This is a genomic window from Rhizobium sp. P40RR-XXII (genome assembly GCF_012641405.1).
GTDB lineage: Bacteria > Pseudomonadota > Alphaproteobacteria > Rhizobiales > Rhizobiaceae > Rhizobium.
Genome location: NZ_JABAII010000002.1, coordinates 444,755 through 471,677 on the forward strand (window position 1 = coordinate 444,755; position 26,923 = coordinate 471,677).

A 26,923-nucleotide genomic window follows, 5' to 3' on the forward strand; every position below is an offset into this window, starting at 1 on the left:
TATGCATCCTTTGGTTTGCACCGCCAGCACAAAAGCGTCGATCCAGGCACGCTAGCGCGACTTGCTGTCATTTTCACCCGTTGCGATGTTTCATCCCATGGATTTCAACAGGCTAAGCGCTTATTTTCAGACAAGAGGCAATTGAGGCATCGATATGAAGCAGATTGAAGTGGCCGTTATCGGCGGTGGCCTGGCCGGAATAATTACGGCATTCGCGCTCGCGCGCGGCGGAAGATCCGTCGCCCTTGTCGCCGCGCCGTACAATAAAGCCGACAAACGGACGACGGCGCTGATGGATCAATCGATCCGTTTTCTGGAGCGCCTGACGCTGTGGGAAAGGATCGCGCCTTCGGCCGCGCCACTGACCACGATGCGCATCGTCGACGGCACTTCGCGGCTGTTGCGCGCTCCCACCGTGTCGTTCCGATCGTCTGAAATCGGGTTGGATGCTTTCGGCTACAACATTCCGAATGCGGTCCTGCTCGACAATCTCGGCAAGGCCATCGAAGCGGAAGGCAATATCAGCCGCATCGAAGCCACTGCCTCGGAAATCACCTTCCGTGACGATGGGGTGACGATCGCTCTCGACAACGGCGATTCGATCGAAGCCGCGTTCGTCGTCGGCGCCGATGGCCGTAACTCGATGGTGCGCGAGACACTGGGGATCAAGGTCAAGGGCTGGTCCTATCCGCAATCGGCGATGGTGCTGAACTTCACGCATAGCCTGCCGCATCAGAACATCTCCACGGAATTTCATACGGAAAGCGGCCCCTTCACGCAGGTGCCGTTGCCCGGCAGGCGTTCGAGCCTCGTCTGGGTGCAGAAACCGGCCGAAGCGGCTGCCAATGCCGAAAAGTCGCTCGAGGAACTTGGCAGGCTGGTGGAGGAGCGCATGCAATCGATGCTCGGCCAGGTAACCGTCGAAGACAGCGTGCAGGTCTGGCCGCTTTCCGGCATGACGGCCTATCGCTTCGGCAAGGGCCGTGCCGCGCTGACCGGCGAAGCGGCCCATATATTTCCGCCGATCGGCGCCCAGGGGCTCAATCTCAGCCTTCGCGATATATTGGCGCTGTCGGACATTCTCTGCTCGCGCGCGGACCAGCCGATCCCGGCCACAGCGGGCGATAGTTTCGACCGCAAGAGGCGCGCTGATATCGTCAGCCGGACGGCGAGCGTCGATCTCCTCAATCGCTCGCTTCTATCGGACTTCCTGCCTGTGCAGATGCTGCGCGCCGCGGGACTGCATGTGCTTTCCGCCATTGCTCCGCTTCGCAATATCGTGATGCGCGAGGGTATCGAGCCCGGCGGCAGCCTGCGCAATTTTCCATCGATGTTACGGGAAAAGCTGCGCCGGTAAGGTGCCCGACTTTATCAAATAGAGAGCGAGGGAAACCGTCACCACGGAACAGGCCGTGGTGATCAAGATGGTGGCGGAGGCCCGCTCCTGCCAGACGCCGTATTGCTGGCCGATGACGAAGACATTCGTCGCCGTCGGCAGCGCCGCCAGCAATACGGCCGCCTCGATCCAAATGGGATCGAAGTGGCCGATAGCTTGTAGAACGATATAGACGACAAGCGGATGCAGGACGAGCTTCACCGGCACGATATAGCCGATCTCGACCGGAATCCGCTTCAATGGACGCAGGGCAAGCGTCACCCCCATGGCAAATAATGCACAAGGTGCAGCTGCTTGTGCGAGATAGTTGACAAATCGCTCGAAGGCGACGGGCTGGTGAAGTGACAGCGCCGCCACGGCGAAGCCCAGCGCGGTCGACAGGATGAAGGGGTGCAGCAGCACCTTGCCGGCGATATCCGCGGCAAGCCGCCATGGCGAGCGCTTGTCGCCGCCTTCCAGCGCCATCAAGGCCGGGGCAACGATGAAATGCAGCGCGTTTTCGAAACAGACGATCAGCGCGACCGGTACGGCGGCCCTTTGGCCCAGCGCCAATAGTGCAAGCCCCGGCCCCATATAGCCGATATTGCCGTAGGCGCCGGCAAACGCCTGGATCGTGCTGTCGGTAAGCGAATTGCGGCGCAGGAAGCGGCCTATCAGAAACAGCAGCAGGAAAATCGAATAGGTTGCAGCGATATCGGCGGCGATGAAGTCGATCCGCGTCAGCTGTTCGATCGGCGTCTGGGACACGAGCTTGAAGAACAGCGCCGGCAATGCGGCATAGATGATGAAGGTATTCAGCCAGCCGAGCGCCTCCGCCGGCTGCTTCGTAACGCGCGCGGCGGCATAACCGATCAGGATCAGGCCGAAGAACGGCAGCAGCAGACCGACAATGTCAGCCATGGGGGTCAGCCATCGGGCATGTTCCATTTACCGAGGAAAATTGGGGGCGAAAGGTATCGCTCGGCTTAGCCGATTTTCATCAGGATTGGAAAGGTCTGCTGAAACCAGATCGCCATGTCGCTGACATAGCCGAAGATGAAGGCAAGACCGGTGAGCACCAGAAGCCCGCCCATCACCTTCTCGACCGTGCCGAGATGGCGGCGGAAACGGGAGAGAAAGCTCATGAAAGCGCCGGAAAAGCCGGCGGCGATCCAGAATGGAATGGCAAGGCCCAGCGAATAGACGGCAAGCAGGCCGGCGCCGGCGCCGACAGTCTCACGCGATGCGGCAATACCGAGGATGGCACCAAGAACCGGACCGATGCAGGGCGTCCAGCCGAAGGCGAAGGCAAGCCCCATGATATAGGCGCCCGTCAACGTCGCCGGCTTGCCGCCGCTCTGGAAGCGTGCTTCCCGGGCCAGAAGGCCGATGCGGAAAAGGCCTAGGAAATTCAGCCCCATGATGACGATGATGATGCCGCCGATCTTGGCGAGAATATCGAGGTGCTGGCGCAAGAGCATGCCGATCGAGGACGCACCGGCACCGAGCGCGACGAACACGGTCGCAAATCCTAACGTGAAGAACAGTGCCGACATCAGCACATTGCCGCGAACGCTCGGGCTCGCCGCTACGGCCGTGCCACCGCCGCGAAACTGCTCGACCGAGATGCCCGCCATGTAGCAAAGATAAGGGGGCACGAGCGGCAGCACGCAGGGCGAAAGAAACGAAAGCGCTCCTGCGAGCAACGCACTCAGAAGCGAGATATCGGCGAGCGACACGATGGACTCCGGCTATGTCATTTCGATCCCTTCCTAACGTTGCGGGCAACTGAAAGCCAATCACCTTTTCGGGGGTGGCGCTGGTAAAGCCTCGCAAACGCATGGTTGCGGAGCCCGCCAAAGGCTGGAATTCCGTATCCACAGACGCGACCAAACGCCGCAGGAGAAGCGGATGAAAGAATTCACTTTTCGCCCAATTCGGGGTCCAAGCTGCCCTCGTTCGTAGAACAACGCATATTCCATCTCAGCTATTTAACGGAGGAAAGCCCCATGCGAATTGCTACCACGTTCACGACTGCAGCCTTTGTCGCACTCTTCAGCGTAAGCGCCATGGCGCAAACCGCGACGACCCCCAGCACCACGACAACAACCCCCAGTGCAGCGACGTCGACACCTTCAACGACCACCACGACCAAGCCAAAAGCAATGAAGCCGGCCCAGACTGCCGTGTCTAAGGCATGTTCGACCCAGGCCGATGCCAAGGGGCTGCATGGAAAGGCGCGCGCCAAATTCCGCAGCGACTGCAAGAAGAACGGCGGCAAGGTCTAAGCCAAGATACGTCTTACGCAACGATCAACTTTGCCGTCGAAATGGCGGTAGAGTTGATCATTGCGGCGGGTTCGTCACCCCATGCCCTCAGCCGGGCAGATATGCTCCAATGCGGCATCGAAAGACAGCGCGCGTGATAGCGGGTGCTTACCACATGGTCTTTGTGCTTCAGGGCCGACGCCATCAGCGCCGCCGCAGCGATTGCATAGTTCCCTCGGAACGGCCGCTTTAGCGGCAGCAATGTTTTGCAACAGACGAGACAAACACCAGAAACCCGCTGAAATTACAGCTGATTCCTGTCCGGTCAAATCAATGATGGAGCAGGAAATTGAAACCAACCGTAAACCCTCCCCCTTCCGAAGCCATGTCGCATGCCAACTATCTCGCAGCTTGTCTTTTCGCTCTTGAACCTTCCCTTGAAAGCCTGGTGACCGCGGCGGCGAAATCAGGTTGGAAGCGGGATTATGTTCTCCTGGCAATCATGGCTCTCGTCTTGGACGACACCGATGCCGCGGCGTCACCGACACAGCCGCTGCATTCGTGAACGGTGGAGAACCACGCGGCTGCGGTATAGTCGTCCAATCGAATGCGACCGAGCCACCAAGCCCGTTGGCCTGGGGCGCGGCAATGCCCTTGCGGTCATCGGAACAGCGAACCGCGATGGTTCACTCCTTCGTCGGCTTTAGCTCCCTCGTCGCCGGATCGACCTTGCCGCCGGCGAGCCTGTTGCGTGGATCGGCAACGAGCTTGGCATTGTCCTTATCCTTCGCTGTCCGATCCGCATCATGTGCCTTGCTATGCTGAATCTTCGCCAGCGCCTGCTTACCTTCGTTTCCGTCCCGCGGATCGTGCGACTGATCGTGTGCCAAGATAGGTCTCCTCTTTGTTGGAAGAGGAACTCGGTCGATTCGATTCTGTTCCAAGCGAGACGGTGGATATCGCTGCCCGGCAACGATCCGATTCCGAGGCCGGCGAGGCTTTCGAGCGTGGAACCGAAAAGCGCCATACTTTTAGCGACATATAATATAAAATTACGACAGTCGATGCGAAACGAATCACGAATTCCAGCGTTTAAACGTCACTGCCCAGCGTTTAAGCGTCACTGCTAAGTGAGGGAACCTGATCATGACGACGATCGAAAGGAAGAAGTTCGCTCGGCTTGTTATGCTGACATTGCTGCCGATCTTCGGCGCCTTGACGGCGGCTGCAATCGTAGCGCTCTCGGCAATTGCATAGTGTTAGTCGCTTTGCCCGCCTTATGACCGGAGCGGGCTATCGCATGGCGGCCTATCCAAGCCTCAAGAGCAGTCGCGGCTGTCGACCGAAAACGAGTAATCCCTGCCCTTGAGCTGATAGATGTAATTTGCCAGCAAGGCTTCGCCGGAGCTGAATTTCGGCAGGAGGAAATCGCAAATGTCGGCAAGCTGGGCGGATTTGACGAGAGGCGGATCGAAATCGTCGTCATCCTCATCGAGATCATAGAAATAGCTGTAGATGCGATCCGTGAGATCTATTTTCATCAATGTGGTCTTCTGATCGACCTTCCGGGGTAGATCCTTGTTGGCGAAGATCACCGGATAACGCGCCGTGAGATAGGGAATCACAAGATGCTCGGTGACCGGCGTCGTGATCGCCACACCAACCAGGGGCAGCACCCTCAACGCAATCCCGAACCTCTTTCCGGCAATCAGCCCGAACAAAATCCCGAGGGAACCCAACAGCCCGCAAACGATTGCGTAGATTTCCCATAGGGACAAATCTGCCACGAATTCCATTATCTGCCCGTCGTCTTTACCAGCCATCCTCTTGATCAGTGTACCTTACTACCCGATCGACGATCTTCACCAGCCATTTCGACGTAAACGACATCAACAACCTGTGCGTTATGCAATCTCGCAAGAGCGCCTCGCCCGCACTGACCGAAAACCTTGGCTTTCGCTTTAAAGGTCAGTTGCGCGACAGTTTACAGGGGGGAGATTATTGGTGCAGCGAGATGCTATGCGCGCTCCCACGGATCGATAGTCGAGAGCCATCCTGACAACCCGCTCCCCTTGCAACGACAAGCAAACAGCCATCGGACGCTTTGTCCGAAAAACAAGGCAGATTCTCAGGAAAATCATCGAAACAGCGGAAAAACGCTGGTGAGAGCGATGGGGCTCGAACCCATGACCTACTGATTAAAAGTCAGTTGCTCTACCGACTGAGCTACGCTCTCCCTCTCCGCAGGCAGATGCTGCCTCGGCCGGAAGTGCGCGGAACATATGCAGACGCCCTATTGCGGTCAACCCATAAAATAGAGGTTGTCATGCCCCGAAGGTGCTTTTCCTCGTCTCCTAATGACGAAATGGCGGCGGCGAGCCGGAAAAACGTCCCAGGCGAAGCAAGGTTGAAAATCGGGCGCCGCAACAGGCCCGCCTTTGGCGGGGCAACCGATTCTCAAGGGCGCAAACAACCGTAACAATTTCCCTTAATAATCAGGGTTGCAGAGATCGGTTCCATCGGCCCGCTATAGGCAACTGTTGGGGTGCGAATCGTTTTTGGTGTATATCGATTATTGTTAACAACCTGTCGGGCCCTCAGGAGGTTCTTTTATGGAAGACGCAAACGTAGGTTGGATTGCAGCAATTATCATCGGCGGCTTGGCTGGCTGGTTCGCCGAGATGATCATGAAGAGCAACACCGGCATATTCATGAACATCATCCTCGGCATCGTCGGCGCGCTCGTCGCCAGCTGGCTGTTCCGTGCCCTCGGCATCGCGCTGCCGTTCCATGTATGGCTGAACTATCTGGTCACGGGCTTCATCGGCGCCTGCATCCTGATTTTCGTCGGCCGACTGATCAGGCGGTAACTGCATATCGGGCTGTTACGCCCAAATCGGGAAGAGGAAAAAGGGAAGGCGGGATGTCCCGCCTTCCCTTTTTGTTGCGCGAGTTTCGCAAGCGTGCGCAGCGGCTTGCCACGACATCCGCACGATCACAATGCGCTTTCGGACCTTTCCAAGCTCAAGCTCGGCGCTATTTACCAAAGTGGAACCGAAAGGAGGTTGGAAACATGACGGAAAACGCCAATCGGACAACCACGCGGAAAGTCATTCGAGGCCGCCCCTACAGCATTGCTGAATTTGCGCGGAAATATCGTCTCGACGACGCGGAAGCAAAGCGCCTCTTCTATAAGTTCGGGCCGTCGTCGACGGAACTGGATCTGCTCATGGCAGCCAAACGGAAGCCGCCGACCCTTTCCACGGCAATCGGCCAATGATGCGCGGCTTTTTTCGTTAGGCTTGCGAATTGCCGTCAGACCGATCCGGATCATTGAAGGACATGAGCGGCTAAAGAAGACAGGCTGAATGCAATCCTGATATATCACTATCGGTTGCCTTCGGTGACGCCAGATGACACTCTTTGCCGTCAATGCACGTGCCGGAAACCGCCTCGAATGCAGAATTCGCTTAGCCACCTCGCCTATCTCGCGCTCGAATACTCGATCGTGACGCTTGAGCTGCAGCCAGGCGCCCTGGTTACCGAGAAACAGTTGATCGAGATGGCTGGCCACGGGCGAACCCCTGTGCGCGAAGCGATCCAGAAGCTTGCCTGGCAGGGCCTTATTCATGTGCGGCCCCGCGTCGGCCTGCAGATTGCGGAAATCCGCCCCGAGGACCATCAATTTGTCATGCAGGTCCGGCGCGAACTGGAGCCGATCGCGGCCGCGCTCGTTGCCACCCATGCCGATCCGCAGCAGCGCGAGCAGTTGCGGGACTGTGCGCGCCTGATGGCGGAATGCGCCGTTACAAGCGACCTGCCCGGCTTTTTCGCCGCCGACAAGACATTCGATGAGATTCTGGAAGCCGCCTGCCCCAACAACTTCATCACCGCAGCACTCGCGCCGGTGCAGACACATGCACGCCGGCTCTGGTATTCCACGGGAACGCACGATCGCATGGGCGAGGCGATAGCCATGCATGTTCAGGCGATAGACGCCATCCGCAGCGGCGATGCCGATCATGCGCGCGCCGCCATGGCCTCGCTCATCGATTATCTCAGCTGCCCATGAAAAAGGCGGCTTCGCTGCCGAAACCGCCTTTCCGTTCACATACCGGCAATTCGTCTACCCAACGAAAGCGCGTTCGATAACGAACTCGGCCGGGTTGTTGTTGGCACCTTCATTCAGGCCGGCCTTTTCGAGCAAGACCTTGGTGTCCTTCAGCATGGCGGAGGAACCGCAGATCATGCCGCGATCGATCGCGGGATCCAGCGGAGGCACACCCAGATCGCTGAAAAGCTTGCCGTTCTCGATGAGATCGGTGATGCGACCCGTGAAGGGGAATTCCTCGCGCGTGACGGTCGCGTAATGGCGCAGCTTGTCGCCGACGACCTCGCTCAGGATCTCGTCGTTGCGGATTTCCTCGACCAGGTCAAAGCCGTATTTCAGCTCGGCGACATCTCGCGTCGTGTGGGTGAGGATGACTTCCTCATACTTCTCGTAGGTTTCCGGATCGCGGATCAGGCTCGCAAACGGCGCGATACCGGTGCCGGTGGAGAACATGTAAAGGCGATGGCCGGGCGTCAGTGCGTCCAGAACCAGCGTGCCGGTCGGCTTCTTGCGCATCAGCACTTCGTCGCCGGGCTTGATGTTCTGCAGGTGCGAGGTCAGCGGACCATCCGGCACCTTGATGGAAAAGAACTCCAGCTCGTCGGCCCAGGCAGGGCTTGCGATCGAATAGGCACGATAGAGCGGTTTGCCATCGACCATCAGGCCGATCATGGCAAATTCGCCGGAGCGGAAGCGGAAGCCTTGCGGCCGGGTCATGGTGAAGCGAAAGAGCCGGTCGGTATAATGCGTGACGCTCAGCACCTTCTCGGCGAAGACGCCGGCGGGAATTGCTGAAGCAAATTCATCTGATTTGGCGGGGGCGTTCATTCTGTCTCGGATCCCGTATTAATCTTGCACGTCTTTCCTGGCAGGCTCATTTTGCGATGCTGATATTATAATATAGCCCGTATTGAAAGGCATTCCATTCCATCCGGCGGCTCAGGACTGAAATATGTATATTTCAGTCAGGATTTCAGCTCGCCGACTTTACATGTATTAAGAGGCTTGAATACGGCAATCCGACACAGTCAAATTGCCGCAATCCCAAGCCTGTCGAAATCAGGCCGACTTTGCCGGCAGCCGCCGCCAGCTATAGGCCTGCCCGCCTTCAGCCTTGCGCGCGGTCGGCTGATAGTAGTGCGGAATGCCCGGCAGGCGGTTTTCCGACAGCCGCTTCAGCGCCGTCTCGTTGGTCACGGCGAAACTATCGATGCCGACGCGCAGCATCAACGGTACCTGGTCGATCAATACGTCGCCGACGGCCCGCAGCTCGTTGGCATAGCCGAGACGCTGGCGCAACAGCGAGGCGTGACTGAAGGCGCGGCCATCGCTGAATGCCGGAAAGGCAACGGCGACAATGTCGAGCCGATCGAGATAGGGCTGCAGCCGGGTCACGTCATCAGCCGGCTTGACGACGACGCCAAGGCCGGCCTCGTTGCTCTCTTCCGCCTTTGCGATCAGTGCATCGATGCCAAGCAGAGGCTTCTGCGTCTCGGTCGCCTTGACTTCGTCGGTTTCGATGACCCACGGATCGTTTTCAATGAAGCCGGTTTCCCGCCAGATCTTGGTCATGTTCAATCTCCTTACGCCGCTTCGGCTGCCGACGAGGACGCGCCGTAAAGCGCGGTCTTGAACGGCTGTGGCCCGACGCGACGGTAGGCGGTCAGGAAGGTTTCGGAAGGATCCAGACGCAGGCTGATATAGGTATCGACGATGGTCTCGATAGCATCGGTCACCTTATCGGGCTCGAAGCCGCGGCCGATGATCTCGCCGATCGAGGTGTTCTCGTCGCCGGAGCCGCCGAGCGTGATCTGATAGAGTTCCGCGCCCTTCTTTTCCACGCCAAGCAGGCCGATATGGCCGACATGGTGATGACCGCAGGCATTGATGCAGCCGGAAATCTTGATCTTGAGCTCACCGATTTCAGCCTGACGCTCGGCCGAGCCGAAGCGCGTGGAAATCTCCTGCGCGACCGGGATGGAGCGCGCGTTGGCAAGCGCGCAGTAGTCGAGACCGGGACAGGCGATGATGTCCGTGATCAGGCCGACATTCGCCGTTTCGAGACCGTTGGCCACCAGACCGCGATACACGGCTTCGAGGTCGGCCAGCGCCACATGCGGCAGGATGAGGTTCTGCTCGTGGCTGACGCGGATTTCATCGAAGGCATATTCCTCGGCAATGTCGGCCACCGCTTCCATCTGCGCGTCCGATGCGTCGCCCGGAATGCCGCCGATCGGCTTCAGCGAGATGGTCACCATGCCGTAGTCGGGATTCTTGTGCGGCTGCACGTTCTGCTGCACCCAGCGCGCGAAAGCCGGATCGGCCTTCTTCCAGCGCGCCAGGCTTTCCCAGCCTTCGGCGCGCTGCGGCAGTGCCGGCGGTGCGAAATAGGCCGAGATCGCCTGGACGTCGGCTTCCGGCAGCTTCAGTTCGGTATCCCTCAGCTTGTTGAACTCGACTTCGACCTGGCGTGCCAGTTCTTCGGCGCCGGTTTCATGCACGAGGATCTTGATACGCGCTTTGTACTTGTTGTCGCGGCGGCCGTGCAGATTGTAAACGCGCATGATTGCCGTCGTGTAGGACAAGAGATCTTCTTCCGGAAGGAAGTCGCGGATCAGCTTGGCAATGAGCGGGGTACGGCCCTGTCCGCCGCCGACGTAGACGGCAAAGCCGATCTCACCCTTGTCGTTCTTCTTCAGATGCAGGCCGATATCATGCACCTGGATCGCGGCGCGATCGCGCTCGGCACCGGTGACGGCGATCTTGAATTTGCGTGGCAGGAAGGAGAATTCCGGGTGAACCGAAGACCACTGCCGCAGGATTTCGGCATAGGGTCTGGGATCGGCGATTTCGTCGGCCGCAGCGCCGGCGAAATGGTCGGCGGTCACGTTGCGAATGCAGTTGCCCGAGGTCTGGATGGCGTGCATCTCGACCGTAGCGAGATCGGCCAGCGCGTCCGGCATCTCGGAAAGCTTCGGCCAGTTGAACTGCAGGTTCTGGCGCGTCGTAAAGTGGCCATAGCCGCGATCATAGGTGCGCGCGACATGGGCGAGCATGCGCATCTGGCGCGAGCTCAGCGTGCCATAGGGAATGGCGATGCGCAGCATATAGGCATGCAGCTGCAGATAGACGCCGTTCATGAGGCGCAGCGGCTTGAAGGCATCTTCCGAAAGCTCACCCGAGAGGCGCCGCTCCACCTGATCGCGGAACTGGGCAACCCGTTCCGCAACGAAGGCGTGGTCGAATTCATCGTAACGATACATGATTTCCTCGGGACTTCTCAGACTGCAATGAAATCGGGATCGGCCGCGGCATAGCCCGGCGCGTATTCCATGGTGGGGCCTTCGGCGCGGATGCGCTCACGCAGGCGCAGCGGCCAGAGCTTGCCGCCGGTTTCCTGAACATCGATCAGGTTGACGTCGACGACCTTGTTGTCGGCATAGGCCTGCTTGCCGATCGCTTCCAGTGCGGCTTCCGCCTCGGCATGACGAGCGACCAGCGCGTCCTGCAGCGATAACGTCCACTCACCATTTGCGTTCAGCCAAACGGCGACGCCATCGGTGAGCCGGTTTGCGGTCAGAACCTTGTCGACCATCAATCAGCTCCTTGCATAGTCTTGAGCAACGGTCTCGCGGCGGACCAGCGGCTCGGATTGTTCAAAATTCGCACCGGCGACAGCATCGCCGATAATGACCATGACCGGCCCGTTCAACTCGTCGCGGTGTTCGAGATCAGGCAGATCCCGCAGGATGCCGTGCATCAGGCGGCGATCGCGGCGGCTGGCATTCTCGATGATGGCAACGGTCGTCTCGGGCGGCAGGCCGGCCTGCATCAGGCGGCCGGCGACGGAAGCGGCAACCGTGCGTCCCATATACACCGCAATCGTGGCGCCGGATACGGCCAGGCTTGCCCAATCGGGCAGAACGTCGCCTGTGAGATCATGCCCCGTGGTGAAGACCAGTGACGAGGCGACACCGCGCAGCGTCAGCGGCAGTTCGAAATCCGCGGCGGCGGCAAAGGCCGAGGTGATGCCGGGAACGATCTCATAGCCGATACCGGCCGCGCGCAAAGCCGCCATTTCCTCGCCCGCACGACCGTAAACCAGCGGATCGCCCGACTTCAGCCGCACGACGCGCTTGCCCTCGCGGCCGAGCTGCACCAGCAGATCGTTGATCTCTTCCTGCGACTTGCTATGGCATCCCTTGCGCTTGCCGACGGACAGACGCTCGGCATCGCGCCGTCCCATATCGACGATCGCCTGCGGCACAAGCGCGTCATAGACGATGACATCGGCTTCCATCATCACGCGCTGCGCCCGCAGCGTCAGCAGATCTTTAGCGCCTGGGCCGGCGCCGACAAGCCACACGCGACCTTGAGCTTCACGGGACGACCGCAACAGCTCCTCAGCTGCCTGTTCCGCCCGCGCGAGATAGCCGGCATTGACGGCGTCGGCAACGGGTCCGGAGAAGAACCGCCGCCAGAAAACACGGCGCGTGACACCACGAGGCACAAGGCGCTCGACCGGCTTGCGATACCGCGTCGCCAATTCAGCCAGCTTGCCGAGCGACGGCGACAGCATCTGATCGATCTGCGCGCGGATCATCTGCGCCAGCACCGGACCGGCACCCTCGGTACCGATGGCAACAGCCACGGGAGCGCGATTGACCAGCGCCGGCGTGTAGAAATCGCAATAATCGGGCTGGTCGACGGCGTTCGCCGGAATTCGCTCAGCGCGGGCCGCATCGACGATCGCGCGGTCCGCCTCGGCATCGCCGGTGGCGGCAAAGACGAGGGCTGCACCCTTGACCTGATCGGCTGAAAAATCACCCCTTACGGTTTCGAGGCGGTTGGCGATAAGGAAGGCATGATAGTCAGCCTCGGGCGCCGGCGCATAGGCGACGATCCTTGCCTGCGTGTTCATGAGCAACCGCACCTTGGCGAAGGCTTCATCGCCATTGCCGAAGACAGCCGCTACCCTTCCTTCCACGCGGAAGAAGGCGGGAAACACCGAAAGCTGTTCAGTCCTGGGAGGCATCGTGGTTCCACTTCGAGATTTGGCGAATATCGCCCCTGCGGCCAAGAGATTGAAGAAACAGAAATTCTAATGCCCATGCATGCGCGTATTCTTTTGCTCGACATGACAAGGATTTGAGCAAAACTCACCAGGCGAGCAGATCGAGATAAATACAGGAAATCTATAGACTTTTATGATTGACTGACGCCTGTGGCGATTTTATTGCCTGTGACAAACTTGGTCCATACGTCATTTGCGCATTCCGCCGCTTGCGCAATCTCGATAGACTGACACCAAAATCTTGGAGCAGACCTTGTCCGACAACAGCATCGCAGCCCGCCTTCTCGACGTCGTGGAGCACGACATCCTACACCTGACCCGCAAGGGCGTGGCCGCCGGCAACAAGGTCTTTGGGGCCGCCATCCTGCGGAAGTCCGATCTCTCGCTCGTCATTGCGGAAACCAACAATGAATTAGAAAACCCGCTCTGGCATGGCGAGGTTCATGCGCTCAAGCGCTTCTACGAGCTTGGCGAGAAGCCCGCGACGCGGGATCTGATCTTCCTGTCCACCCATGAGCCCTGCACCATGTGCATGTCGGCGATCACCTGGGCCGGTTTCGACAATTTCTACTATTTCTTCAGCCACGAGGATTCCCGCGACGCCTTCGCGATCCCGCATGATCTCAAGATCCTGAAGGAGGTCTTCGGCCTGGAGCCTGGCGGTTATCGCCGTCAAAACGCATTCTGGAACAGCTTTTCCATCTCCGATCTGGTGGAAACGGAAGCCGATCCACGAAAAGGTGAGCTGAGGGAACAAACGGCGCGCATCAAGCGGGCCTATGCCAGCCTCTCCGACAACTACCAGGCATCGAAGAGTGGCAACGATATCCCGCTGAATTGATAGAGCAAGACCAGAGGCAACGATGGAAGCATCGCAAGACATTTCCCGTCTGATCGAAATCATGGCGGCGCTGCGAAATCCCGAAAGCGGCTGCCCCTGGGACATCGTGCAGACCTTCGAGACCATCAAGCCTTACACGATCGAAGAGGCCTATGAGGTCGCGGATGCGATCGAGCGGAAGGATACGGACGATCTCTGCGACGAGCTCGGCGATCTCCTGTTGCAGGTCGTTTTCCATGCGCGGATCGCCGAGGAGGCCGGTGCATTTTCCTTCGGCGACGTCGTCCATGCCATTTCCCGCAAGATGATCCGCCGCCATCCACATGTCTTCGCCGTCTCCGATGCGAAGACCGAGGATGCGGTGACGCTGCAATGGGATCGGATCAAGGCCGAAGAGAAGCGCGAGCGAGCCGAGCGCCGTGCCAAAAGCGGCATTACAGAAGATTTCAAGGCCGGCTTCCTGGGCTCGGTGCAGCGGACGTTCCCTGCCCTGACGGAAGCATTGAAACTGCAGGAACGGGCCGCCAAGGTCGGCTTCGACTGGTCGGCGCCTGAGCCGATCCTCGACAAGATCGAGGAGGAGATCGGCGAATTGCGGGCAGCACTTGCAAGCGGCGACAAGGCCAAGGTCAGCGACGAGCTCGGAGACCTGATCTTCGCCGTCGTCAATATCGGCCGGCACGTCAAAACAGATCCGGAACAGGCGCTGCGCGGCACGAACACGAAGTTCCGCCGCCGCTTTCATCACATCGAAACGACGCTTGAAGCCGAGGGCGAGACGCTCGAAGGCGCCTCGCTGGAACGGATGGAAGAGATCTGGCAGTCGGCCAAGGCCATCGAGCGTCAGCTCAGCGACGCGAAAACCGCCTAAAGCGCGTCGTGAGATCTTTCAGATTCGCTTCTCGCGCTTTAGGCCTTTGATTTTGCGTATGCCGTTGTCGCAAAACCGCTGCACACTTTTGCGCGACATGCGTTGGAGCATGATGCCGAAAAGTGTGATCGGTTTTCGGACGACATCATGCTCTACTTCTTTGATTCTAGAGCGGATTCAGATTTTAGGTCGAACAGATCTAAAATCATCCGGCCCTAGCCCCGCCTATTCCCAATCCTCGCGCTGCGGCTTCGGGCCGTTGCCCATGCGCCGCTCCAGTTCGGCCGCCTCGGTCTCGGTCAGGCGTACGTCGAGCGTGACCGTGCCGTCCTCATTATCCTCGCGGTTGTCGACGATTGCGTGGTTATAGAGCCAAGGCAATAGGGCCAGCTTTTCCACGGGCAGCGTGATCGTCGTTTCGGTCAGTACACCGGAGAGACGCCGGCTGATTTCGTCCATCAGGCGATCGACGCCCTCGCCTGACATCGCCGAGACGGCAATAACGTTTTCTGTCGTCGAAGCCTTCTGCACGATGGCATCATGGGCTTCCGGCTCCAGACGGTCGATCTTGTTCCAGACCTCGACAATGCGCTCCGCGCCTTCGGCCTCGCCGATGCCGAGATCGCCGAGAATGCGCATCACGTCGGCGCTTTGAACCAGATTGTCGTCATCGGAGAGATCACGCACATGCAGGATCAGGTCGGCTTCCAGCACCTCTTCCAGCGTCGCGCGGAACGCGGCCACAAGGTGGGTCGGCAGGTCGGAAATGAAACCGACCGTATCGGAGAGGATGACGGTGCGGCCATGCGGCAGCTTCATGCGGCGCAGCGTCGGGTCGAGCGTCGCAAACAGCATGTCTTCCGCCAGAACGCCGGCGCCGGTGATGCGATTGAACAGGGTCGACTTGCCGGCATTGGTATAGCCGACCAGAGCCACGATCGGATGCGGCACTTTCCTGCGCTTGGCGCGATGAAGCTGGCGGGTGCGCACCACTTGCTCCAGCTCGCGCTCCAGCCGGATGATGCGCTCCTGCAGCATGCGGCGGTCGGCTTCGATCTGGGTTTCGCCCGGGCCGCCCATGAAGCCGGCGCCACCGCGCTGGCGTTCAAGGTGGGTCCAGCTGCGAACCAGCCGGCCCTTCTGATAGTTCAGATGCGCAAGCTCGACCTGCAGCGTGCCTTCCTTGGTGGAGGCGCGGCGGCCGAAGATTTCGAGAATGAGGCCGGTACGGTCGATGACTTTGGCATTCCATGCCTTCTCGAGATTGCGCTGCTGTACAGGCGTCAACGGATGATCGACGATGACGAGGCCGGCGTTGAATTCATCGAGCAGCGCGAGGATTTCCTCGATCTTGCCTGTGCCCAGCAAAGTCGCCGGCCGCGGATCGTTGATCGGGACGATCGAGCCGTTGACCACGTCCAGATCGATCGCGAGCGCAAGGCCCTTGGCCTCCTCCAGCCGGCTTTCCGGCGGGCGCGTGACGGAGATGGCACTGTCGGCCTGGGTGGAACGCGCCGCGCGCGCCTGTTTCAGCACAGGCACGACGACGACAGCGCGCATATCATCCCGGTGCTTTGCGGTCTCCGGGATGAGGGAATCGTTTTTGGTATCGCGTGTCGTGATAATAGCTAATCCCAGTTAGGATGCGGCTTCTTCGCTCTCGAACATCTGCATCGGCTGACCCGGCATGATCGTCGAGATCGCATGCTTGTAGACGAGCTGCGAATGGCCGTCGCGGCGGAGCAGGACACAGAAATTGTCGAACGAGGTCACGACACCGGTGAGCTTCACGCCGTTAATCAAGAAAATTGTCAGTGAAATCTTTTGCTTGCGAACAGTATTGAGAAACAAGTCCTGCAAGTTTTGAGAACGTTCCGCCATCGCGCCGCTTCTTTCTTTTTTGCCGACCCAGGTCGGTTAAATGTCATGATATACAGAGGTCCCGGACAGGAGATACCCTCATTCTCTCCCCCCAGCGAATGTTGGTATCAAATCGCGGTCTTTTCCGCAACGTCGAAAAAGGCTTCACGAATTTTCTGTGACATGCTGCCCGGATGACCGTTGGCAATGGTCTCTCCATCGATAGAAATGACCGGAAAACAGATACTTGTGGCCGCGGTGATGAAGACTTCGCGGGCCTTCATCATCTCCTCGACCGAGAAGAATCGTTCGACAATCGTCACGCCGAGTTTCGCTGCGACATCCATCAGGGTCGTACGGGTGATGCCGCGCAGAATGCCGTGCTCGGCTGGGCGGGTGACGAGATTGCCGTCATGATCGACGATCCAGACGTTGGTCGCGGCCCCTTCCTTCACCATGCCGTTATGGTCGATATAGATCGCTTCCTGCGCGCCGGCCTCCTTGGCCTGCTGGCGGGCCATGGCATTCGGAAGTAAGCCGACGGACTTGATATCGACCCGGTCCCAGCGATTGTCGCGGACGGTGATCGCCCTGATGCCATCGGCATTTTTCCTGGCAATCACGGACTGATCGGTGCTCTTGGCGGTGACGACGATGGAAGATGGCGTGTCGGCCGGCGGGAAGACGTGATCGCGCCGGGCAACGCCGCGCGTCACCTGAAGATAGAACAAGCCGTTGCGGACATGATTGCGGCGTAGCGTCTCGCGAATCACGAGGACCAGCGCCGGGCGCGTCATCGGCCAGGCGATGCGCAGCTCGCTGAGCGAGCGGTTGAGGCGATCGAGATGGCGCGTCATGTCGACGATCACGCCATGGCGAACCTCACAAACCTCATAGACGCCATCGGCGAACTGATAGCCGCGATCCTCGATATGCACCATGGCATCGCCATGCTTGACGTAGCGGCCGTTGACATAAGCTATTCTCGGCATGGAAGCCCCTGATCAGAATTCTATGATATTCACGTATGGAGCGGCCGGTCAGACGCCCAGCGACTTCAGCTTGCGATGCAGCGCCGAACGTTCCATGCCGACAAATTCCGCGGTGCGTGAGATATTGCCGCCAAAGCGGTTGATCTGGGCGATGAGATAATCGCGCTCGAACATCTCGCGCGCTTCGCGCAATGGCAGCGTCATGATGTGATAATCGTTCTTGGCGGATACCTTCGGCAGCATGTCGCCGAGGTCGGTCGGCAGCATCTCAGCCGTGATCGGCGTTTCCGCGCCATCCGAGCGTGCTAGAATCATCAACCGCTCGATATTGTTGCGCAGCTGGCGGATGTTGCCCGGCCAGTCATGCGCCTGCAGCACGGCCATGGCGTCATCGCCGATCCGGCGCGGACGAATGCCGGCCTGCTCGGAAATCTGACGCATCAGCTGATCGACGAGGAAGGGAATGTCCTCCCGGCGTTCGGCAAGGGCGGGTACACGCACGGGCACGACGGCTAGGCGATGATAGAGATCCTCGCGAAACAACCCCTCGGCAATGCGGCTCTCGAGATTATAGGCCGTGGACGAAATGATGCGGACGTCCACCTTGACGCGCTTGGAGCCGCCGACGCGCTCGAACTGCTGATCGACAAGCACACGCAGGATCTTGTTCTGCGTCTCGCGCGGCATTTCGCCGACTTCGTCGAGATAGAGGATACCGCGATGGGCCTCTTCCAAAGCGCCGATCTTGCGCGCCTGCCCCGGCGAACCTTCGGTGCCGAAGAGGGCGATTTCCATCCGCTCCGGCGTAATCGTCGCGGCGTTCAGTGCCACGAAGGGACCGTTGGCGCGGGTCGACTTCTTGTGCACCATGCGGGCAACAAGTTCCTTGCCGGAACCGGATGGGCCGAAGATCATGACACGGCTGTTGGTGGGGGACACCTTGTCGATCGTCTGGCGCAACTGCGAAACGGCAACAGAGGTGCCGATCAGCTCCACGGCATCGCCGGTGCGACGCTTCAGCTCGGAAACCTCGCGCTTCAGCTTGGAATTCTCCAGGGCGCGCTCGGCAATCAGGATCAGACGATCGGCCTTGAACGGCTTTTCGATGAAGTCGAAGGCGCCGCGCTTGATGGCGGAGACGGCCGTCTCGATATTGCCGTGACCGGAGATCATGACGATGGGCAGTTCCGGATGACGCGTCTTGATCTCGTCCAGCAGCGCCAGACCATCGAGCTTGCTGCCCTGCATCCAGATATCGAGGAAGATCAGCCGCGGCGCACGATCGGAAATCGCGGCGAGCGCGCTGTCGCTGTCATGCGCCGTGCGGGTTTCGTGCCCTTCATCCGAAAGAATTCCCGAAACGATTTCGCGAATGTCTTCCTCGTCGTCCACTACGAGAATGTCAGATGCCATAGACGCTTTCCTTGTCACTTGCTGTCTGAGCGATGGTGGCCTGCTCACGGCGTGGCAGATGCACGCGGATCATGGCTCCCCTGCCCTGGTCGAAATCGGCCGGCGCGTCGTGGAGTTCGATCTGCCCGCCATGGTCTTCAATGATCTTCTTGACGATGGCGAGACCGAGGCCGGTGCCCTTCTCGCGCATGGTCATGTAGGGTTCGAGAATGCTGTGCCGGTTCTCCACCGGCAGGCCGCGGCCATTATCGATGACATCGACGGTGAAACGATCCCGCTCCGGATCCAGGGACGAACGCACCAGGACCTTCGGCTGCTCGCGCGCCTGATCGCTCGGCACGCCTTCGATCGCCTCAACGGCATTCTTGATGAGATTGCCGAAGGCCTGCCCGAGCATTCGCGCATCGAACATGCCCTCCAGCCGTTCGTCGCCCAGCTCACGCTCGAATTTGACATGGTTGTTGCCCATTTCACGCAGGAACACGGCGTCGCGCAGAATATCGCGCAGGTCGGTCGGCTCCATGGTCGGCTTCGGCATGCGGGCAAAGGAGGAGAATTCGTCGACCATGCGGCCGATATCGCCCACCTGCCGGATGATCGTATCCGTGCACTGGTCGAAGACCGGACGGTCGGCATCGGCGATGTTCTTGCCGAAACGACGGCGGATGCGCTCCGCCGACAGCTGGATCGGCGTCAGCGGGTTCTTGATTTCATGCGCGATGCGGCGCGCGACGTCGGCCCAGGCGGTCGAGCGCTGCGCGATGACCAGATCGGTGATGTCGTCGAGCGTAATCACATAGGATTCATTGGCATCGCGCGATTCCTCGCGCGTCACCTGGACGCTGAGCGTGCGCACCGTTCCACCGCGAACAAGGCTGATCTGCTTGCGGAAATCGCTGCGATGGCGCGTCGTCGCCTCGGTCACGACCTGATCGACCTCGGGGGAAATTTCCGACAGGTTCTTGCCGATAAGCTCGTCGCTCTTGAGCGTCAGCAGATCTTCGGCCGAAGTATTCACGATGGTGATGCGCCGATCATGCTCGACGCCGATCACGGCGGCCGTCACGCCTGACAGAACGGCCTCGATGAAGCGGCGACGGTCATCGACCTCGTCCTTCGCCTCAAGGATTTCATCACGCTGTGTGCGGATTTCCGAGATCATCTTGTTGAAGGTGCGAGACAGGCTGCCGACGTCACCATCGGCCGAACGCACAGGCACCAGTACATTCATGTTGCCCGAGGCGACATTATCGGCGGCACTGATGAGGAGGCGGATCGGCCTGACGATACGGTCGGCGATCGCGATGGCGGTCCAGATCGCTGCCAGCAGCACAATGAGCGCAAAGCCGATGTAAAGAACGGCGAAGGCGATCTGGAGCGACATGCGCCCTTCTTCCATCGCCTTGTATTCGACGGTGTTATCTTCCACCATCCGCATGGCGTTCATGACGCGCGGATCGACGGCACGCACGGTGTAAAGAAACGAGCCGGGAATTTCATCGAGCTTGATGACTGCGCCGACGAGGTTGGTCACCCCTGGCGGAATGAGCGTCGGCTGCCCGTTGGCCGAGGAATCAAGCGCATCTTTCGGAATGGCCGGCAGCGGCCGCTCGGTCTTGATCTCGGCCTGGACGATGGCGGTGCCGTCGCGACGCACGAGGAAGGCGCCCAGCAAGCCACGACCCCGCGCCTGGCGGGTCATCAGGTCGGCAAAGCCGGTGCGGTCGAGGCTGAAGAGCGAGCGATTGCGCTCCAGATCGTTCGCCATCGACACGGTCTGCCCCTGCAGATAGCTCGCATTCTCCATCAGATAGGCTTGCGCGACGTTCTGCGAGGAACTGATGATCTGCTGCGTACGCACGCCGAACCAGCGGTCGAGGCCGACATTGAGCGTCAGGCTGGCAACGATGGCGACGAGGATGGCCGGCGTGATCGCCACGATCGAGAAAAGGACGACGATGCGGATATGGAGTCGCGCCGCGGCGCGGCCACGGCTGCGCGCCTTCATCAGGCGTGCAACTTCGCGGGCGATCAAGGCAATCAGGCCAAGCACGAACAGGCCGTTGATCACGACCGAGGTGAAGACGACGGAGGACGTCGGGGCGATCGGCGTCAGCCCGAGGAGCATCAGCAAGGTCGCGATGGCGCACAGAAGCGCGCCGCCGGCCAGGATCAGACCCGGCAGGGCGAAGGAAGCACGACGGTCCGTCACCTTGACAACCGCCTCGTCGCTCGCCGCCGGCGACACCGCGTCCTGCATCATTCCCATCAATCTCCACGCCCGAGCGACTATCGGCGCCCTGATCAAAATCGCACCGCCGCTATTTGGCATTCATGTGCGCGACTGGCAGAGGCGGGAACTGTCGTTCGGTTTCGCACAAGAGCGAAACCTTTACTTCACGTCACCCTTGTAACAGGCTGAAAAATCTGACGAACTCCCGTTTCCCGAAGAGCAGGTCAAACGAATCGCCACTGCAAAGACGACGAATCAACTGCGTGACCTTTAAGCAACGCATTGTGGCGAAAATGCAACGCACCGGATCGCATTGTCAAGCCGTTCGGGAGCTTCTGTAAACCGAAACTCCCAGTTCTCTGATCTTTTTGCGCAACGTATTGCGGTTGAGGCCCAAAAGATCGGCGGCCTTGATCTGATTGCCGCGCGTCGCGGTCAACGCCGCAAGAATCAGCGGATACTCCATTTCCGTCAACACGCGGTCGTAAAGGCCGGGCGGTGGGAGATTATCGCCGAATCCGGCGAAATAGGTCCGCATGTTTTCTTCCACCGCCTGCGCGATGGTCATGGAGCCGGTGCGGACCGGGCCTTTTTCAATCGGGCTGTCAGGCACATCGGCCCGCAGTTCCGCGTCGATGATTTCCCTCGTGATGACATCCTGCGGATAGAGCGCCATCAGCCGGCGAATGAGGTTTTCCAGCTCGCGGACGTTGCCCGGCCAGGGATAGGCCTTCATCAGTTCGAGTGCTTCCTGGTCGAAGCGCTTGGAACCAAGCCCTTCCTTCTCGGCCTGCTGAATGAAATGACGCACCAAATCGGGAATGTCTTCGGCGCGATCACGCAGCGGCGGCAGGCGCAACGGCACGACGTTGAGGCGGTAGTACAAATCCTCACGGAACAGACCCTGATTGATCGCTTGCTTCAGGTCTTTGTTGGTGGCGGCAACGATGCGGACATCGGTGCGGATCGGCGTGCGGCCGCCGACGGTCGTATATTCGCCCTGCTGCAGCACGCGCAGCAGACGCGTCTGCGCATCCATCGGCATGTCGCCGATTTCGTCGAGGAACAGCGTACCACCCTCGGCCTGCTCGAAACGGCCGGTCGAGCGGGTCTGCGCGCCGGTGAAAGCGCCCTTCTCATGGCCGAACAGCTCGGATTCGATCAGATCGCGCGGGATCGCGGCCATGTTGATGGCGACGAAAGGCCCATTGCGGCGCTTGCCGTAATCATGCAGCGCGCGCGCCACCAGCTCCTTGCCGGTGCCGGATTCGCCAGTGATCATCAGCGTGAGATCGGTCTGCATCAGGCGCGCGAGCACGCGGTAGATTTCCTGCATCGCGGCCGAACGTCCCACGAGCGGCATGCCGTCCTGCATGTCGTCATCGAGCTTCGCCGGCTTGCGCTTCGGCTCGGACAGGGCACGACCGACGATCGCGATCAGCTCCGTCAGGTCGAACGGTTTCGGAAGGTAATCGTAAGCGCCCTTTTCAGACGCCTTGATTGCTGTCATGAACGTGTTCTGTGCGCTCATGACGAGCACGGGCAGGTCCGGCCTCGCCTTCTTGATGCGCGGCAGCAGGTCGAATGCGTTTTCATCAGGCATGACGACGTCGGTTACGACGAGGTCGCCTTCGCCGGCCGAGACCCAGCGCCAGAGCGTGGCGGCGTTGGATGTAATGCGTACATCATAACCCGCGCGGCTCAGAGCCTGGTTGAGCACGGTGCGGATGGCCGCATCGTCATCGGCGACAAGGATCGTGGCTGTCATCGAGTAGTCCCTGTAGAGTTCGGAAGGGGGGCATCTTCAGAGGTGATGCCCTTGGAGGCGGGCATCAAAACGCGGAAAGTGGTGCGATGGTTCTGGCTGTCGCATTCGACAATGCCGCCGTGGTCGCCGATAATTTTGGCGACCAACGCAAGGCCGAGGCCGGTTCCGTTCGTCTTCGTGGTGATGAACGGATCGAAGAGATGCGGCACGAGATCGGACGGTACGCCCGGACCGTTGTCGATGACGCAGAATTCCAGCGGCAAGGAAATTTTCTCGCGAGTGCCGGCGACCGAGAGCCGGATGCCGGGGCGATAGGCCGTCGTCAACATAATCTCGCCGTCCTGCCGATCGCCAACCGCCTCGGCGGCATTCTTCACCAGATTGAGGAAGACCTGCACGAGCTGGTCCCGGTTTGCGAAGACCGCCGGCAGCGACGGGTCGTAATTCTCGGAAAGCTTGATGTTGCGGGCAAAGCCAGCCTTGGCAACCGCCTTCACATGATCGAGCACGGAATGGATGTTGACGGGGACCCGAGCGACCGGCCGCTCGTCGGAGAAAACCTCCATGCGGTCGACCAGCGAGACGATGCGGTCGGTCTCGTCGCAGATGAGGCGCGTCAGCGCGCGATCGTCGTCCTCGACCGACTGCTCGAGCAACTGAGCGGCGCCGCGAATGCCCGAGAGCGGGTTCTTGATCTCATGCGCCAGCATGGAGGCAAGCCCGGTGACCGAGCGGGCGGCGGCGCGGTGCGTCAGCTGCCGGTCGATCTTGTCGGCCATGGAGCGTTCCTGGAATACGACGACCACGGAGCCGGGCTCGCTGGAAACCGGCGCAACATAGATATCCACCAGCTTGTCTTGCCCCAGGCGTGGCGAACTCAGATCGACGCGATATTCGTTGACCGGAGCGCGGCGCTCGCGCACCTGATCGATCAGCGCCAGCAGCGGGCTGCCGAAGGGGATGAAGGTCGAAATCTTGTAACGTGACAGATGCGAGGCGCTGGCGCCGAAGAAGGCTTCCGCCTCCCAATTGGCAAAGGCAATCAGCCCGACCTCATCGACCATGACCACGGGGTTCTGGATCGCGTTGAGAACGGCCATGGCGACCGAATTGGCCGAGACGTCCCCGGCGCCGGAGCTGGATTTCGAAGTCATGCAGCCTCCTGGACGCATTGGGCGAGATCAGCGCCTGCCTGCAGCGCGGCATAGAACGACGCAGCCACCTCACCGCTCGATTTCGACGTCATGATTTTCGCCTTGTCGGCATCTGTCGTCGCCGGCGCATAGCGATCGAGATACCAGGCCAGATGCTTGCGGGCATGGCGAATGCCGACCGCTTCACCATAAAACTCCAGCATCATGCGATAATGTTCGAGCGCGATCTCGACGATCTCCTCCCGGCCCGGCTCGCGATGACCGGCCAGAACGCCGGCATGCCACGGACGACCCTGGCAGCCACGGCCGATCATGACGGCGTCGGCCCCGGAGCGCCGCAGGATTTCCCGCGCGTCTTCGGCCGTCTCGACATCGCCATTGGCGACAAGCGGAATGGAGACTGCATCGCGCACGGCGCGGATCGCACCCCAATCCGCCCTGCCCTCATAGAACTGCATGCGCGTGCGACCATGAATGGTGACGAGCTGGATACCGGCCTCTTCGGCACGGCGCGCGATATCCGGCGCGTTGATGGAATTCTCATCCCAGCCGAGCCGCATCTTCAGCGTCACGGGGATGTCCACCGCACGAACGGTTGCTTCGATCAGGGTCAGCGCATGGTCAGGATCGCGCATCAGCGCCGAGCCGGAATAGCCGCCGATCACCTTCTTGGCCGGGCACCCCATATTGATATCGATGATATCGGTACCATTGTCGGCAGCAATCTTCGCCGCCTCGGCCATCCAATGCGCCTCACGGCCGGCGAGCTGCACCATATGCGGCTTCAATCCCGCGCTCTTCAAACGCGCCCAGGATTCGGCCGTATCCTGCACAAGTTCGCGGCTGGCGACCATTTCGGTAACGACCAGGCCGGCGCCGTAACGCAATGCAAGCTGCCGGAAGGGCAGATCGGTCACACCAGACATCGGCGCTAGAATCACGCGATTTCGGATGGATACGGAACCGATGGAAAACGGAGCTGCAAGTTGGGAAGAAAGCAAATGATTATCTTTCGGGCACACCATACATCTGCACTATTTTTAGACACGCTTTGAAAGTTTGCCAAGGGGGTTTGGAGATTCCCGATATTTTTTGGGCAGATGCTGGAAAATACTCAGTCGAGGCGATAGACCCTGCTTCAGCAAGATCCCGTTTGGCGATCTATTTAGCATGTGCTTGTTCAAAAGAAAGCTCCGCGCTTTTCAAAGCCATTCCGGAGACGAGCCTTTATTTTTCGGGGGTTATGACGCAAATGCATTCAACGCAACCGCTGTCGGTGGGAATCGTGATCGTTGCCGCCGGGCGCGGCGAACGGGCGGGCTCTCCTGAAGAAGGCCCCAAGCAATATCGCCCGATCGGCGGCAGAGCGGTTATTGCGCATACGCTTGAAAGATTCGTGACATGGCCGCAGACAGCGAAGACCGTCGTCGTCATCCATCGCGACGACGAAAATCTGCTTCAGGCGGCACTGGAGCAGGTCGCCGGCCTGCCCGAGGTCGAGATAGCCTTCGGCGGCACGACACGCCAGCAATCCGTGCTTGCGGGACTTCGGCAGCTGAAGGGCAGCGGCGTGACTCATGTCATGATCCATGATGCCGTGCGCCCCTTCTTCGACCACGATCTGCTGGATCGCGTCGCCACGGCGCTTGTAGAGGGCGCGCCGGCCGTGCTGCCTGCCATGCCTGTCACCGATACACTGAAGCGCGGCGACGCAAACAGGCTGGTCGTCGAAACCGTCCCCCGCGACGGGCTTCACGCCGCGCAGACGCCGCAATCATTTCGCTTTGCCGATATTCTTGCCGCGCACGAAAAGGCGGAGGCCGACGGCAGAACAGATTTCACCGACGATGCGGCAATCGCGGAATGGTGCAATCTGCCGGTAACGCTCGTGACCGGCAGCGCCGACAATGTGAAACTGACCATCAAGAGGGATATTGCCATGGCCGATGAAAAGCTGAGTGCCGGCCTGCTGCCCGACGTACGCACCGGCAATGGCTATGACGTGCACCAGCTGGAACCCGGCGACGGCGTGACGCTTTGCGGCGTCTTCATTCCGCATGACCAGAAGCTGAAGGGGCACTCGGATGCCGATGTGGCCCTGCACGCCCTGACGGACGCGTTGCTCGCCACATGCGGCGCCGGCGATATCGGCGACCATTTCCCACCTTCCGATCCGCAGTGGAAAGGCGCCCCGTCCCGCATATTCATCGAGCACGCGGCAAAGATCGTTCGCGAGCGCGGCGGCACCATCATGAATGCGGACGTCTCGCTGATCGCCGAAGCGCCGAAAGTCGGGCCGCATCGCGACGCAATGCGCGCCAAACTTTCGGAATTTCTGGGCATCAGCATCGATCGCTGCTCCGTCAAGGCAACGACGAACGAGAAGATCGGCTTCGTCGGCCGTCGCGAAGGCATCGCAGCCATCGCGACCGCAACCGTCGTCTATCGCGGAGGCAAGGCATGACGCATTTTCCGGATGAGATTCTCGCGCTCGCAAAAGAGATCGTCACGGATTTCGCGGCAAAGGGCTGGATGGTCGCCACGGCCGAATCCTGCACCGGTGGACTGATCGCCGGAGCGCTGACGGAAATCCCCGGCTCCTCTGCCGTCGTCGATCGCGGCTTCGTGACCTACACCAATACCGCCAAGATGGAGATGCTTGGCGTCCAGGAACAGACGCTTGCGCAGTTCGGCGCTGTTTCGAAGGAAACGGCGCTGCAGATGGTGCATGGCGCCCTCTTCCGCTCCCGTGCAGACTTTGCCGTGGCGGTGACCGGTATTGCCGGTCCGGGCGGCGGCTCCGCGGAAAAGCCCGTCGGGCTCGTCCATCTCGCAGCCAAGGCGCGCAGCGGCGCGCTCATCCATCGTGAAATGCGCTATGGCGATATCGGCCGCGACAAGGTTCGGCTCGCCACGTTGCATACGGCGCTGGAGATGCTGGTCGCGCTCGGCAAATAGCGCCGA

General features: G+C 60.1%; 27 protein-coding genes and 1 tRNA gene. 10 read left to right on the forward strand and 18 right to left on the reverse strand.

Annotated elements, in window-relative coordinates; all coding sequences use genetic code 11:
* Positions 1–154 precede the first annotated feature (154 nt).
* Positions 155–1,357 carry a UbiH/UbiF family hydroxylase gene (locus tag HGP16_RS05440; protein WP_168838985.1) on the forward strand — a complete coding sequence of 401 codons (1,203 nt, stop codon included), beginning with the start codon at positions 155–157 and terminating at the stop codon, positions 1,355–1,357.
* Here the strand turns inward: HGP16_RS05440 and HGP16_RS05445 are convergent.
* Together HGP16_RS05445 and HGP16_RS05450 are read right to left on the reverse strand one after the other, a co-directional pair.
* A complete protein-coding gene (locus HGP16_RS05445) occupies positions 1,334–2,296 on the reverse strand; it encodes an AEC family transporter (RefSeq protein ID WP_168838986.1) in 963 nt (320 codons plus the stop codon). The two genes, HGP16_RS05440 and HGP16_RS05445, sit on opposite strands and share 24 nt — an antisense overlap.
* 65 nt (positions 2,297–2,361) lie before the next feature.
* On the reverse strand, positions 2,362–3,114 hold the full coding sequence (locus tag HGP16_RS05450; protein WP_168838987.1) for a cytochrome c biogenesis CcdA family protein: 753 nt from the start codon (positions 3,112–3,114) through the stop codon (positions 2,362–2,364).
* A gap of 270 nt (positions 3,115–3,384) precedes the next feature.
* On the opposite strand from HGP16_RS05450, the gene HGP16_RS05455 reads away from it, so the two are divergent.
* Complete coding sequence (locus HGP16_RS05455; protein WP_168838988.1) at positions 3,385–3,663, forward strand: PsiF family protein; 279 nt, start codon at positions 3,385–3,387, stop codon at positions 3,661–3,663.
* A gap of 328 nt (positions 3,664–3,991) precedes the next feature.
* Complete coding sequence (locus HGP16_RS05460; RefSeq protein ID WP_168838989.1) at positions 3,992–4,207, forward strand: hypothetical protein; 216 nt, start codon at positions 3,992–3,994, stop codon at positions 4,205–4,207.
* Between the two features lie 121 nt (positions 4,208–4,328).
* Here the strand turns inward: HGP16_RS05460 and HGP16_RS05465 are convergent, their stop codons facing one another.
* From HGP16_RS05465 to HGP16_RS05475, 3 genes are all read right to left on the reverse strand, one after another.
* Positions 4,329–4,532 (reverse strand): hypothetical protein, encoded by a 204-nt coding sequence (locus HGP16_RS05465; protein WP_168838990.1) that lies wholly within the window; start codon positions 4,530–4,532, stop codon positions 4,329–4,331.
* A 429-nt stretch (positions 4,533–4,961) separates the two neighbouring features.
* Complete coding sequence (locus HGP16_RS05470) at positions 4,962–5,438, reverse strand: hypothetical protein (protein ID WP_246703231.1); 477 nt, start codon at positions 5,436–5,438, stop codon at positions 4,962–4,964.
* A gap of 364 nt (positions 5,439–5,802) precedes the next feature.
* Positions 5,803–5,878, reverse strand: a tRNA-Lys gene (locus tag HGP16_RS05475).
* Positions 5,879–6,254: 376 nt separating this feature from the next.
* Here HGP16_RS05475 and HGP16_RS05480 point away from each other — a divergent pair.
* The 3 genes from HGP16_RS05480 to HGP16_RS05490 all read left to right on the forward strand — a co-directional run bounded on the left by HGP16_RS05480 (position 6,255) and on the right by HGP16_RS05490 (position 7,714).
* Positions 6,255–6,512, forward strand: coding sequence for a GlsB/YeaQ/YmgE family stress response membrane protein (locus tag HGP16_RS05480; RefSeq protein ID WP_168838991.1), 258 nt, complete (start codon positions 6,255–6,257; stop codon positions 6,510–6,512).
* 203 nt (positions 6,513–6,715) lie between these two features.
* Positions 6,716–6,922: a hypothetical protein gene (locus tag HGP16_RS05485; protein ID WP_168838992.1), complete on the forward strand. Its 207-nt coding sequence runs from the start codon at positions 6,716–6,718 to the stop codon at positions 6,920–6,922.
* A 177-nt stretch (positions 6,923–7,099) separates the two neighbouring features.
* Positions 7,100–7,714: a GntR family transcriptional regulator gene (locus HGP16_RS05490; RefSeq protein ID WP_168838993.1), complete on the forward strand. Its 615-nt coding sequence runs from the start codon at positions 7,100–7,102 to the stop codon at positions 7,712–7,714.
* A gap of 54 nt (positions 7,715–7,768) precedes the next feature.
* Here the strand turns inward: HGP16_RS05490 and HGP16_RS05495 are convergent, their stop codons facing one another.
* From HGP16_RS05495 to cysG, 5 genes are all read right to left on the reverse strand, one after another.
* Positions 7,769–8,581, reverse strand: coding sequence for a ferredoxin--NADP reductase (locus HGP16_RS05495; protein WP_168838994.1), 813 nt, complete (start codon positions 8,579–8,581; stop codon positions 7,769–7,771).
* Positions 8,582–8,812: 231 nt separating this feature from the next.
* Positions 8,813–9,325 carry a DUF934 domain-containing protein gene (locus HGP16_RS05500; protein ID WP_168838995.1) on the reverse strand — a complete coding sequence of 171 codons (513 nt, stop codon included), beginning with the start codon at positions 9,323–9,325 and terminating at the stop codon, positions 8,813–8,815.
* A gap of 11 nt (positions 9,326–9,336) precedes the next feature.
* On the reverse strand, positions 9,337–11,016 hold the full coding sequence (locus tag HGP16_RS05505) for a nitrite/sulfite reductase (RefSeq protein WP_168838996.1): 1,680 nt from the start codon (positions 11,014–11,016) through the stop codon (positions 9,337–9,339).
* A 17-nt stretch (positions 11,017–11,033) separates the two neighbouring features.
* Positions 11,034–11,348, reverse strand: a complete 315-nt coding sequence (locus HGP16_RS05510) for a DUF2849 domain-containing protein (RefSeq protein WP_168838997.1) — start codon at positions 11,346–11,348, stop codon at positions 11,034–11,036.
* A gap of 3 nt (positions 11,349–11,351) precedes the next feature.
* Complete coding sequence (gene cysG / locus HGP16_RS05515) at positions 11,352–12,788, reverse strand: siroheme synthase CysG (protein WP_168838998.1); 1,437 nt, start codon at positions 12,786–12,788, stop codon at positions 11,352–11,354.
* Between the two features lie 292 nt (positions 12,789–13,080).
* Here cysG and HGP16_RS05520 point away from each other — a divergent pair, with 292 nt between their 5' ends.
* Together HGP16_RS05520 and mazG are read left to right on the forward strand one after the other, a co-directional pair.
* Positions 13,081–13,668 carry a nucleoside deaminase gene (locus HGP16_RS05520; RefSeq protein ID WP_168838999.1) on the forward strand — a complete coding sequence of 196 codons (588 nt, stop codon included), beginning with the start codon at positions 13,081–13,083 and terminating at the stop codon, positions 13,666–13,668.
* Positions 13,669–13,690: 22 nt separating this feature from the next.
* Positions 13,691–14,539, forward strand: a complete 849-nt coding sequence (gene mazG / locus HGP16_RS05525) for a nucleoside triphosphate pyrophosphohydrolase (protein ID WP_168839000.1) — start codon at positions 13,691–13,693, stop codon at positions 14,537–14,539.
* 225 nt (positions 14,540–14,764) lie between these two features.
* Here mazG and hflX read toward each other — a convergent pair whose 3' ends face one another.
* From hflX to dusB, 8 genes are all read right to left on the reverse strand, one after another.
* Positions 14,765–16,099, reverse strand: a complete 1,335-nt coding sequence (gene hflX, locus HGP16_RS05530) for a GTPase HflX (protein ID WP_168839001.1) — start codon at positions 16,097–16,099, stop codon at positions 14,765–14,767.
* Positions 16,100–16,177: 78 nt separating this feature from the next.
* The gene (gene hfq, locus HGP16_RS05535) at positions 16,178–16,420 is read right to left on the reverse strand and encodes an RNA chaperone Hfq (RefSeq protein ID WP_003539403.1); all 243 of its coding nucleotides are present in this window, start codon (positions 16,418–16,420) and stop codon (positions 16,178–16,180) included.
* Positions 16,421–16,527: 107 nt separating this feature from the next.
* Positions 16,528–17,391, reverse strand: a complete 864-nt coding sequence (locus tag HGP16_RS05540) for a D-amino-acid transaminase (protein WP_168839002.1) — start codon at positions 17,389–17,391, stop codon at positions 16,528–16,530.
* Between the two features lie 48 nt (positions 17,392–17,439).
* Entirely contained in the window at positions 17,440–18,804 is a 1,365-nt protein-coding gene (locus HGP16_RS05545) for a sigma-54 dependent transcriptional regulator (RefSeq protein WP_168839003.1), read from the reverse strand.
* Positions 18,794–21,067, reverse strand: coding sequence for a PAS domain-containing sensor histidine kinase (locus HGP16_RS05550; RefSeq protein ID WP_168839004.1), 2,274 nt, complete (start codon positions 21,065–21,067; stop codon positions 18,794–18,796). Before HGP16_RS05550 ends, HGP16_RS05545 begins: the two co-directional genes overlap by 11 nt.
* Positions 21,068–21,353: 286 nt before the next feature.
* Positions 21,354–22,805: a nitrogen regulation protein NR(I) gene (gene ntrC / locus HGP16_RS05555; RefSeq protein WP_168839005.1), complete on the reverse strand. Its 1,452-nt coding sequence runs from the start codon at positions 22,803–22,805 to the stop codon at positions 21,354–21,356.
* Positions 22,802–23,959, reverse strand: coding sequence for a two-component system sensor histidine kinase NtrB (locus HGP16_RS05560; protein ID WP_168839006.1), 1,158 nt, complete (start codon positions 23,957–23,959; stop codon positions 22,802–22,804). Before HGP16_RS05560 ends, ntrC begins: the two co-directional genes overlap by 4 nt.
* Positions 23,956–24,984 carry a tRNA dihydrouridine synthase DusB gene (gene dusB, locus HGP16_RS05565; protein WP_168839007.1) on the reverse strand — a complete coding sequence of 343 codons (1,029 nt, stop codon included), beginning with the start codon at positions 24,982–24,984 and terminating at the stop codon, positions 23,956–23,958. Before dusB ends, HGP16_RS05560 begins: the two co-directional genes overlap by 4 nt.
* Positions 24,985–25,202: 218 nt before the next feature.
* Here dusB and HGP16_RS05570 point away from each other — a divergent pair, with 218 nt between their 5' ends.
* Positions 25,203–26,423 (forward strand): bifunctional 2-C-methyl-D-erythritol 4-phosphate cytidylyltransferase/2-C-methyl-D-erythritol 2,4-cyclodiphosphate synthase, encoded by a 1,221-nt coding sequence (locus tag HGP16_RS05570; protein WP_168839008.1) that lies wholly within the window; start codon positions 25,203–25,205, stop codon positions 26,421–26,423.
* On the forward strand, positions 26,420–26,917 hold the full coding sequence (locus HGP16_RS05575; protein WP_168839009.1) for a CinA family protein: 498 nt from the start codon (positions 26,420–26,422) through the stop codon (positions 26,915–26,917). The genes HGP16_RS05570 and HGP16_RS05575 overlap by 4 nt, the downstream gene beginning before the upstream one ends.
* Positions 26,918–26,923 lie beyond the last annotated feature (6 nt).

What these genes read in the sequence shown, in the direction of transcription:
- HGP16_RS05570 (WP_168839008.1), top strand. Translation starts at nt 25,203, where the DNA reads ATGACGCAAATGCATTCAACGCAACCGCTGTCGGTGGGAATCGTGATC.
- HGP16_RS05490 (WP_168838993.1), top strand. Translation starts at nt 7,100, where the DNA reads ATGCAGAATTCGCTTAGCCACCTCGCCTATCTCGCGCTCGAATACTCG.
- HGP16_RS05540 (WP_168839002.1), bottom strand. Translation starts at nt 17,391, where the DNA reads ATGCCGAGAATAGCTTATGTCAACGGCCGCTACGTCAAGCATGGCGAT.
- hfq (WP_003539403.1), bottom strand. Translation starts at nt 16,420, where the DNA reads ATGGCGGAACGTTCTCAAAACTTGCAGGACTTGTTTCTCAATACTGTT.
- HGP16_RS05505 (WP_168838996.1), bottom strand. Translation starts at nt 11,016, where the DNA reads ATGTATCGTTACGATGAATTCGACCACGCCTTCGTTGCGGAACGGGTT.
- HGP16_RS05440 (WP_168838985.1), top strand. Translation starts at nt 155, where the DNA reads ATGAAGCAGATTGAAGTGGCCGTTATCGGCGGTGGCCTGGCCGGAATA.
- HGP16_RS05545 (WP_168839003.1), bottom strand. Translation starts at nt 18,804, where the DNA reads ATGGCATCTGACATTCTCGTAGTGGACGACGAGGAAGACATTCGCGAA.
- HGP16_RS05455 (WP_168838988.1), top strand. Translation starts at nt 3,385, where the DNA reads ATGCGAATTGCTACCACGTTCACGACTGCAGCCTTTGTCGCACTCTTC.
- HGP16_RS05495 (WP_168838994.1), bottom strand. Translation starts at nt 8,581, where the DNA reads ATGAACGCCCCCGCCAAATCAGATGAATTTGCTTCAGCAATTCCCGCC.
- HGP16_RS05485 (WP_168838992.1), top strand. Translation starts at nt 6,716, where the DNA reads ATGACGGAAAACGCCAATCGGACAACCACGCGGAAAGTCATTCGAGGC.
- HGP16_RS05550 (WP_168839004.1), bottom strand. Translation starts at nt 21,067, where the DNA reads ATGATGCAGGACGCGGTGTCGCCGGCGGCGAGCGACGAGGCGGTTGTC.
- cysG (WP_168838998.1), bottom strand. Translation starts at nt 12,788, where the DNA reads ATGCCTCCCAGGACTGAACAGCTTTCGGTGTTTCCCGCCTTCTTCCGC.
- HGP16_RS05575 (WP_168839009.1), top strand. Translation starts at nt 26,420, where the DNA reads ATGACGCATTTTCCGGATGAGATTCTCGCGCTCGCAAAAGAGATCGTC.
- HGP16_RS05445 (WP_168838986.1), bottom strand. Translation starts at nt 2,296, where the DNA reads ATGGCTGACATTGTCGGTCTGCTGCTGCCGTTCTTCGGCCTGATCCTG.
- dusB (WP_168839007.1), bottom strand. Translation starts at nt 24,984, where the DNA reads ATGGTGTGCCCGAAAGATAATCATTTGCTTTCTTCCCAACTTGCAGCT.
- HGP16_RS05500 (WP_168838995.1), bottom strand. Translation starts at nt 9,325, where the DNA reads ATGACCAAGATCTGGCGGGAAACCGGCTTCATTGAAAACGATCCGTGG.
- HGP16_RS05510 (WP_168838997.1), bottom strand. Translation starts at nt 11,348, where the DNA reads ATGGTCGACAAGGTTCTGACCGCAAACCGGCTCACCGATGGCGTCGCC.
- HGP16_RS05470 (WP_246703231.1), bottom strand. Translation starts at nt 5,438, where the DNA reads ATGGAATTCGTGGCAGATTTGTCCCTATGGGAAATCTACGCAATCGTT.
- mazG (WP_168839000.1), top strand. Translation starts at nt 13,691, where the DNA reads ATGGAAGCATCGCAAGACATTTCCCGTCTGATCGAAATCATGGCGGCG.
- hflX (WP_168839001.1), bottom strand. Translation starts at nt 16,099, where the DNA reads ATGCGCGCTGTCGTCGTCGTGCCTGTGCTGAAACAGGCGCGCGCGGCG.
- HGP16_RS05560 (WP_168839006.1), bottom strand. Translation starts at nt 23,959, where the DNA reads ATGACTTCGAAATCCAGCTCCGGCGCCGGGGACGTCTCGGCCAATTCG.
- HGP16_RS05480 (WP_168838991.1), top strand. Translation starts at nt 6,255, where the DNA reads ATGGAAGACGCAAACGTAGGTTGGATTGCAGCAATTATCATCGGCGGC.
- ntrC (WP_168839005.1), bottom strand. Translation starts at nt 22,805, where the DNA reads ATGACAGCCACGATCCTTGTCGCCGATGACGATGCGGCCATCCGCACC.